Raw genomic sequence first — 6,687 nt, 5'->3', positions numbered from 1 at the left:
TATTGACACAAAATAGGGGGTTAAAGCTATGATATTTAAGTGTTTTTTCTGTCGGTTTTTTTACTGTATTTTTAATGGATTTTTCTGCAGAAATTGCCCGATAAACTGACTTAAGTGATAAACCTGTTATTTCGGCTATATCTTTTGCTTTCTTGCCCTGTTTAGCTAGTTTACGAGCTTGTTGGCGTTGTTGTGCGTACTTATAGCCTTTTGCTTTACCACCCTTTCGTCCACATTTTGACGCTATCTCACTAATTTCTGATTTCGTATATCTCTGATGTTCACCAAATGAGCCATAACAGAAGCTAACGATACTATGGCAAATCGTAGCCACTTCACTAATTGCAAGAGCTGGACTACATTTCGATTGATTCAGTTCTTGAGCAAAATCATTAATGCAATTCTCAAACTGTTGACGTGTCCAATCTTTTGAATGCTTGTTATAGAGTGAATAAGCACGTACACGCACAGTATTAAATAAGAACTCATTACGTTCCCCTTCTTTTACTGTTGCACGATCTGACGCTTGTTTGAGTACTTTATCTGTCTGCTTCGATTGTAGTCGCTCAATGAATGTGGTGCTTTTGACTTCCAATTCTGAAATGCGGGCAAGTTCATACATCTCGTAGCTTGTTGAACGCATCCCTACAACGTCCCACTGCTCGCTATAGGGGTTTTTAGCGATAAAGTTATGATAAGCATCATCACCGCCAAATATGGCGTTTAAATGGCGTTTGAGGGCTTTATAGAGACTCTGTGCTTTTGCGCTGTAGTTGCCTTTTTTGTTGCTTGTATCAATACAGACCCAATTTTTAAGACAGTAAACAAGCTGAACATGCTTATTTGCTCGATTTTTAATAATTAGATTAGGAATTGGAGCATTTAAAGTGCTGTAAATGATTGCTTCAATCGTGTCTGCAACGGGTTGATCTATATCAATGATTAGAGTGCCAGTTTTAAAGTCTGTTGCTGTTTTTAAGTATGCGAAATCAGCAAAATTTGGCTCATCTTTGTGAAGCCAAGTCGGTTTTTCACCTGTTAGTGCAATTTTTGAAGTCCAAAGTGGACAGTTATCAGGAATTGAAAGACGAAAAACGCTAAGAGATGCGTCAAGATCAGACTTTTTAGTCTGTTGTTCTTCAAAAATTAAGGCTTTTTTGCGTAAATTAAACGCTGTTACAGTTTTTAGCATAAACAAGTCTATAGTTTTGACTTGTTAATTCACTGTATCCACTTCATAATATTCGAATACATTGTGGATTCAGTTACTAACAAGTCGACTGATGAAGCCAGAAAGAAGCCTTGTGTCGTCGAAAACTTGGGCTTTTTTTTGGTCTGTACTTTTTCTAATTCAAGAAAATGTATCTAACTGCTCTCAATTTGAATCTACTCTACAACTATTGCAAGATTTTTTTTCTCATTCGTTGAAAATTAGCAAAAATAAATCTGTTACCACATCAAAACCTGCAATTTGTTCAAAAATAAGACACTTTTTTTTCGAGTACAGAATAATAAGAATATTATTCTTATTATTCTACGCAGAAAAAGAGGGTATCCGGAATTTCTGGTTGATAAAATGTCAAAGATGTAAAGAAGAAAATCTTTCTCAGCGGATTATCTGATTGATCCTCTTCAGCCTACTCTACTGCCAATTTTCTGTTTCCACCTTCGCCTGAGTCTTCATAGCGATGCTGACTAGGGAGGACAGCGAGAGCTGGGCAAGCGTCAAAGCGGTTCTGGTTCATGCGCAATCCGGACACCTGCACAACATTCCTCTTGTAAGAAACCGATCAAATTCTCTAGGTGCCCATACTCGGGTATACAGACAATCGTGCGGCTATATATACTATTAATCGAAAGGAGAGATGGGTGGACAATGAAGAACTAATCTAATTTTTAACAAATGAAATAGTATATTTCAGTTTAAAAACTTAGGATTAGTCTGCCCATTTTTCCATATACTAATTTTATTTCTCCCTGAATCAAAATAAAGAAAGAAGGAATCGAATTGTTAAAACAAAAGGAACTAATGGCAAGGGTTAAGGAACTTGTCCAGTCAGATGAACGAATATCTGCTTGTATGATGTATGGCTCTTTTACAAAAGGAGAGGGAGATCAATACTCTGATATAGAATATTACGTTTTTCTAAAAGATGATACAATTTCCACCTTTGATTCAGCAAAATGGCTAAATGAAGTCGCTTCCTACACTTTACTCTATCAAAATGAGTACGGTACGGAAGTAGTAATTTTTGAAAATCTAATACGTGGTGAATTTCATTTCCTTTCCGAAAACGAAATGAATATTATTCCTTCATTCAAAGAATCAGGCTACATTCCTGACACAAAAGCAATGTTTATTTATGATGAAACAGGACAACTAGAATTGTATTTATCAGAGTTGGAAGGTCCGGGACCAAATAGACTTACAGAAGAAAACGTAAATTTTTTATTGAATAATTTTTCCAACCTATGGTTAATGGGGATTAATGTTCTTAAAAGAGGGGAAAATGCACGTTCACTGGAACTTTTATCTCAATTACAAAAAAATATACTACAACTCATTCGAATTGCGGAAGAAAATGCCGATAATTGGTTTAATATGACAAAGAATCTTGAAAAAGAAATTAGTCCTGAAAACTATGAAAAGTTTAAAAAGACTACTGCCCGATTAAATGAATTAGAACTATATGAAGCCTATAAGAACTCTTTGCTTCTCGTTATGGAACTTCGAAATCTCGTTGAAAAACAGTATCAATTAACCATTAGCGATGATTTTTTAGGCAAACTGTTTAATTATATGAACGAATAAATAAAAAGCCTGTATCTCAAGTGATAACTAAGATACAGGCTTTAATTGTTATTTACTTTAAATACATGTTCTCAAAGTGAAAGTATTGATTTTAATGGATTTTTAATAGTTTACTCTTGATAATATTGCGGGCCTGGACGAGAAGACGGTACGCGACATTTTCAACGCCCGCGCCGAATTCCTGGGGCGCTGGCACCGCTTCGAGACGCCCCGCATTCTCGGCATTGACGAGTTGTACCTGAACAAGCGCTACCGCTGCATCCTGACCAACATCGAGGAGAGGACCCTGCTCGACCTGCTGGCCACCCGCCGTCAGGACGTGATGACCAACTACCTGATGAAGATGAAAGACCGGCAGAAGGTCAAGATCGTCAGCATGGACATGTGGAATCCCTACCGAGCAGCGGTCAAGGCGGTGCTGCCACAGGCCCGCATCGTGGTCGATAAGTTCCATGTGGTGCGCATGGCCAACGATGCCCTGGAGAAGGTGCGCAAGGGCCTCAGGAAGGAGCTGATGCCCTCCCAGAGCCGAACCCTCAAGGGTGACCGGAAAATCCTGCTGAAACGCGCTCACGAAGTCTCAAACCGGGAACGCCTCATCATGGAGACCTGGACCGGCGCATTCCCACAACTGCTGGCCGCCTACGAGCACAAGGAACGTTTCTACGGCATCTGGGACGCTACCACACGGCCCCAGGCAGAAGCCGCCCTGGACGAGTGGATAGCCACCATCCCGAAGGGCCAGAAGGAAGTCTGGAGCGATCTGGTCAGGGCTGTAGGCAACTGGCGCGAAGAGATCATGACCTACTTCGAGACGGACATGCCCGTCACCAACGCTTACACGGAGTCCATCAACCGACTGGCCAAGGACAAGAACCGTGAAGGACGTGGTTACTCCTTCGAGGTGATGCGGGCACGAATGCTCTACACCACGAAGCACAAGAAGAAGGCCCCGACCGCGAAGGTCTCTCCGTTCTACAAGAAAACCATCGGTTACGGACTGCCGGACTTCGCAGAGGAACTCAACTACGGGGTCGATCTATCAACCATCTGATAATGGTATCAGGTTGGTGGGGTAAAGGTGCCCCATCAACCATTAAATCCGTATACCCGAAAAAGAAAGGGTCAGAATGGACTCGGTGAATCATATCCACGATCATTTCTGCGCTCTCTGCGTCTATCCAGTTCATCTAAAGCCTTGAAGATATTTTCTGTACCAAACCCTCGAATTTTTCGTGATACTGTTGCACTGAGTCCAGTTTCCTTTGAAGTTGTTGGGTCAATGGTGCTGTTTGCTTCTCGATTTCTGTATAGATCATCGTTGGCAATAGTTCGTTGATCTCGTTCTTTAGATTTAACCCTGTCACTAACTGCTCTAAATGGCTCTGTAATTGCTGTGTTAAGCTGCTCTCCAAGTTCTGTAATAAACTCTCTGACAGCTTCGGATTCTGTAGCTGTCTGATATGATTTTTCATCTCCTTTTCTTTCTCTGTCAGCGTATTGAAGTGAGTTATCAATTTGTTGCAGTAGCTCTCTAGTTCGCTTATCGTTTTGTTCTGCGTTTGAATGAGCAGTAATGCTTGCTCTTGCTGCTTCTGTTGCTCTTTGAGCTGCTGCTGCTGCTGCTCGATAATCTGCAATAACTGTGCTTCTAACGTCATTTAATTGACCTCTTTCACTATTCTGAATCCGTCTTCGTACGTCGGTTTGCTCGTGTCGATTTGAATACATAACTGTTTGTTGCAATTGCTGATATTCATGCTCCCCCCCTGTGATTTCAGGTAATTGACTTGGTTTTTCATCGCTTGTATATCGTTGTACTTGCTCTTGCTGACGTAAGCGAAGCTGATGCTCGTGATAAGCAAAATAAGTGCTATCGAAGCCAAGACTATATTCGATGAAAAAAGAGCTTTTTTCAGCTTCGCTTGTTCTGTTGTTGCTTGGCTCAATGCGTTTAACGTCTGCAAGTCCTTTTTCAAGCTCTGTATTTGAATCTGTAAGCTCTCTTGCATCTTCTTCGTGTCCTCGCTCAAGCTCTGCCCCATCTTGTCTATGTTGGTTTGCAGGCTTATTTTTTTGTGCTTCAAGTTGTCTTGTAAGTTCTGCTGAGTCTGTTCTATCTCTTGTTGCATATCGTTCGAGATGGTATTCACTCTTTGATTCACAAAGCTTTTTGTATCTTTCAATGCAGTTTGCATATCTGCTATCAGCTTCTTGTCTATATCGTTCTGATGCTTCTCTCTTAAGCTCTGTGCTTTGCTCAGAATGTCTGAAGTTCTGCTCATAAAATTCGCCTTTCAGTGGGATTGGTTTACCCTCTGGGTTATTGGGATTTTTGACTGATATTTGATTTTTAGTGATTCGTGTTATTTCTAGACCTATATCAGTCATCCATGATTTAAGGCTTTCTCGATCACTGACTAATCCCTCAGTGATTGCCAAAGCAACTTCGATATTGATGTCACTAATAAAATCTTTTTTGTCCTTTGGCAGATTCTTTGCAACTTTGATTGATCTCCGATTCATCGGGTCATCAGGGTCAAAAAGCTGATATTTATGATTAACAATACTTTTAAAATCATCGACTCGATTCAAATCTGCTTTTGCATAAAATGGCTGTAGGCGTTTGCCTGTCGTTATTTCTACATTGGGAATTAAGAAATTAAGCTCTAAACGTTTCTCTCCAGTTTCTGCATTCTCTTTGTCTTTATGCTCAATCCAAACAATTCGATATTGATCAGGCGTAAGACCGGGGAAAAGAGTTTTTTCAAATGCTGCCATCAGGGCTTTTTTCTTTGCATCTGATAAATCATCCTCATAAAAGGATAAGCACCCTGCTGTATATTTTTTTATGTAAGGTGAGCTATCTATGAGTTCTGCAACTTCTTCTAAATCGCCTGATAGTATTTTTGCATGTTCTCGATTCCGATCTTTTCCAAGGAAATAATCTATGGGACCTGTAGATCCGCCTGTACCACGCTTGAAAAATTCGACAATCATTTAACTGACTCCTTGAGTTGCTTCAAGGTTTCATCAATACCAATCAACAAATGAAGTAACTTCACTGCATCCAGTGGTTCATCTCTAGCAATATTTATATTTATCGCTTTTGAAATTTGATTGATGTTCGTACCTATTCGACTTAATTCAAGAATGAAATCTCGATCAAGTTTTGAATATGTACTTGTATGTACTTCTTCTTGTTTAACAGCTTTCAAAGCTGACTCTCTCAATAGCTTTGCTACAGAGTTGTACGGATTTTTATCTTCCAAAAGTTTGAACTCTGAATCGAACAAAGTCACTTTCACAACTTTCGTTCTAACTGGTCTCTTCTTTTCAAACTGAATTTCGTGTTTATGTTCTTCTGCCATAGTCACCTCATTTTGGTTCTAGGCGGTTGGGGGGTTTCGGGGGGCTTGTCCCCTCGAACAAGGTCACGATAGGTAACTTTGAAAATAACGTAGTTATTTGAAAAAGTACCTATTGTGTATCCTTGCTTAATTACAATAGCATCTTGAATTTGTAATAACAATGTTCGGTACGAATGTTGTTATACAAGTTCAAAGGCTATCTGTAATTGCGGTATTTGATGTTGAGTTATTTAAGGGGGCAGAACAAAAGGAATATGAATATTCGGATGTTTTATAGTTTGAATATTTGAAGTTTTAAGATTTAGAGGCTTTAAAATAGGCTTTGGCTCGCTTCGCTCGCATACAAGATGGGAATTACTTCGTAATTCTTTTATAAGGAGCACACTACACTGATAGCTATTGACACAAAATAGGGGGTTAAAGCTATGATATTTAAGTGTTTTTTCTGTCGGTTTTTTTACTGTATTTTTAATGGATTTTTCTGCAGAAATTGCCCGATAAACT

5 protein-coding genes and 2 pseudogenes are annotated in these 6,687 nt (G+C 39.7%); 2 read left to right on the top strand and 5 right to left on the bottom strand.

The features are described from left to right. Both FTU91_RS15155 and FTU91_RS16805 read right to left on the bottom strand, forming a co-directional pair. Positions 1–1,192, bottom strand: a 1,192-nt coding sequence (locus tag FTU91_RS15155; RefSeq protein WP_180082770.1) for a replication initiation protein, incomplete at its 3' end; no start/stop codon positions are given. Between the two features lie 533 nt (positions 1,193–1,725). Then, positions 1,726–1,842: pseudogene (locus FTU91_RS16805) on the bottom strand (transcriptional regulator); the annotation flags it as partial. Between the two features lie 166 nt (positions 1,843–2,008). Between FTU91_RS16805 and lnu(G) the strand changes: the two are divergent. Next, positions 2,009–2,812: a lincosamide nucleotidyltransferase Lnu(G) gene (gene lnu(G), locus FTU91_RS15150; RefSeq protein WP_002333496.1), complete on the top strand. Its 804-nt coding sequence runs from the start codon at positions 2,009–2,011 to the stop codon at positions 2,810–2,812. Between the two features lie 130 nt (positions 2,813–2,942). Continuing rightward, a pseudogene (locus tag FTU91_RS15145) lies at positions 2,943–3,866 on the top strand (ISL3 family transposase); the annotation flags it as partial. A gap of 71 nt (positions 3,867–3,937) precedes the next feature. On the opposite strand, the gene FTU91_RS15140 reads toward FTU91_RS15145, so the two are convergent. From FTU91_RS15140 to FTU91_RS16480, 3 genes are all read right to left on the bottom strand, one after another. Further along, complete coding sequence (locus tag FTU91_RS15140; protein ID WP_180082769.1) at positions 3,938–5,812, bottom strand: relaxase/mobilization nuclease domain-containing protein; 1,875 nt, start codon at positions 5,810–5,812, stop codon at positions 3,938–3,940. Next, positions 5,809–6,183: a plasmid mobilization relaxosome protein MobC gene (gene mobC, locus FTU91_RS15135; protein WP_180082768.1), complete on the bottom strand. Its 375-nt coding sequence runs from the start codon at positions 6,181–6,183 to the stop codon at positions 5,809–5,811. Before mobC ends, FTU91_RS15140 begins: the two co-directional genes overlap by 4 nt. Before the next feature lie 230 nt (positions 6,184–6,413). Beyond that, the coding region (locus FTU91_RS16480) for a hypothetical protein (RefSeq protein WP_218944802.1) at positions 6,414–6,687 on the bottom strand (274 nt) is incomplete at its 5' end.

The sequence above is a fragment of the Acinetobacter sp. YH12201 genome (assembly GCF_013418145.1).
In the GTDB taxonomy this organism is placed as follows: domain Bacteria; phylum Pseudomonadota; class Gammaproteobacteria; order Pseudomonadales; family Moraxellaceae; genus Acinetobacter.
This window is presented reverse-complemented; position numbering and strand designations above follow the sequence as displayed.

Bases quoted from the DNA above. Each gene is read 5' to 3' on its own strand.
- FTU91_RS15140 (WP_180082769.1), bottom strand. From the start codon at position 5,812: ATGATTGTCGAATTTTTCAAGCGTGGTACAGGCGGATCTACAGGTCCC.
- mobC (WP_180082768.1), bottom strand. From the start codon at position 6,183: ATGGCAGAAGAACATAAACACGAAATTCAGTTTGAAAAGAAGAGACCA.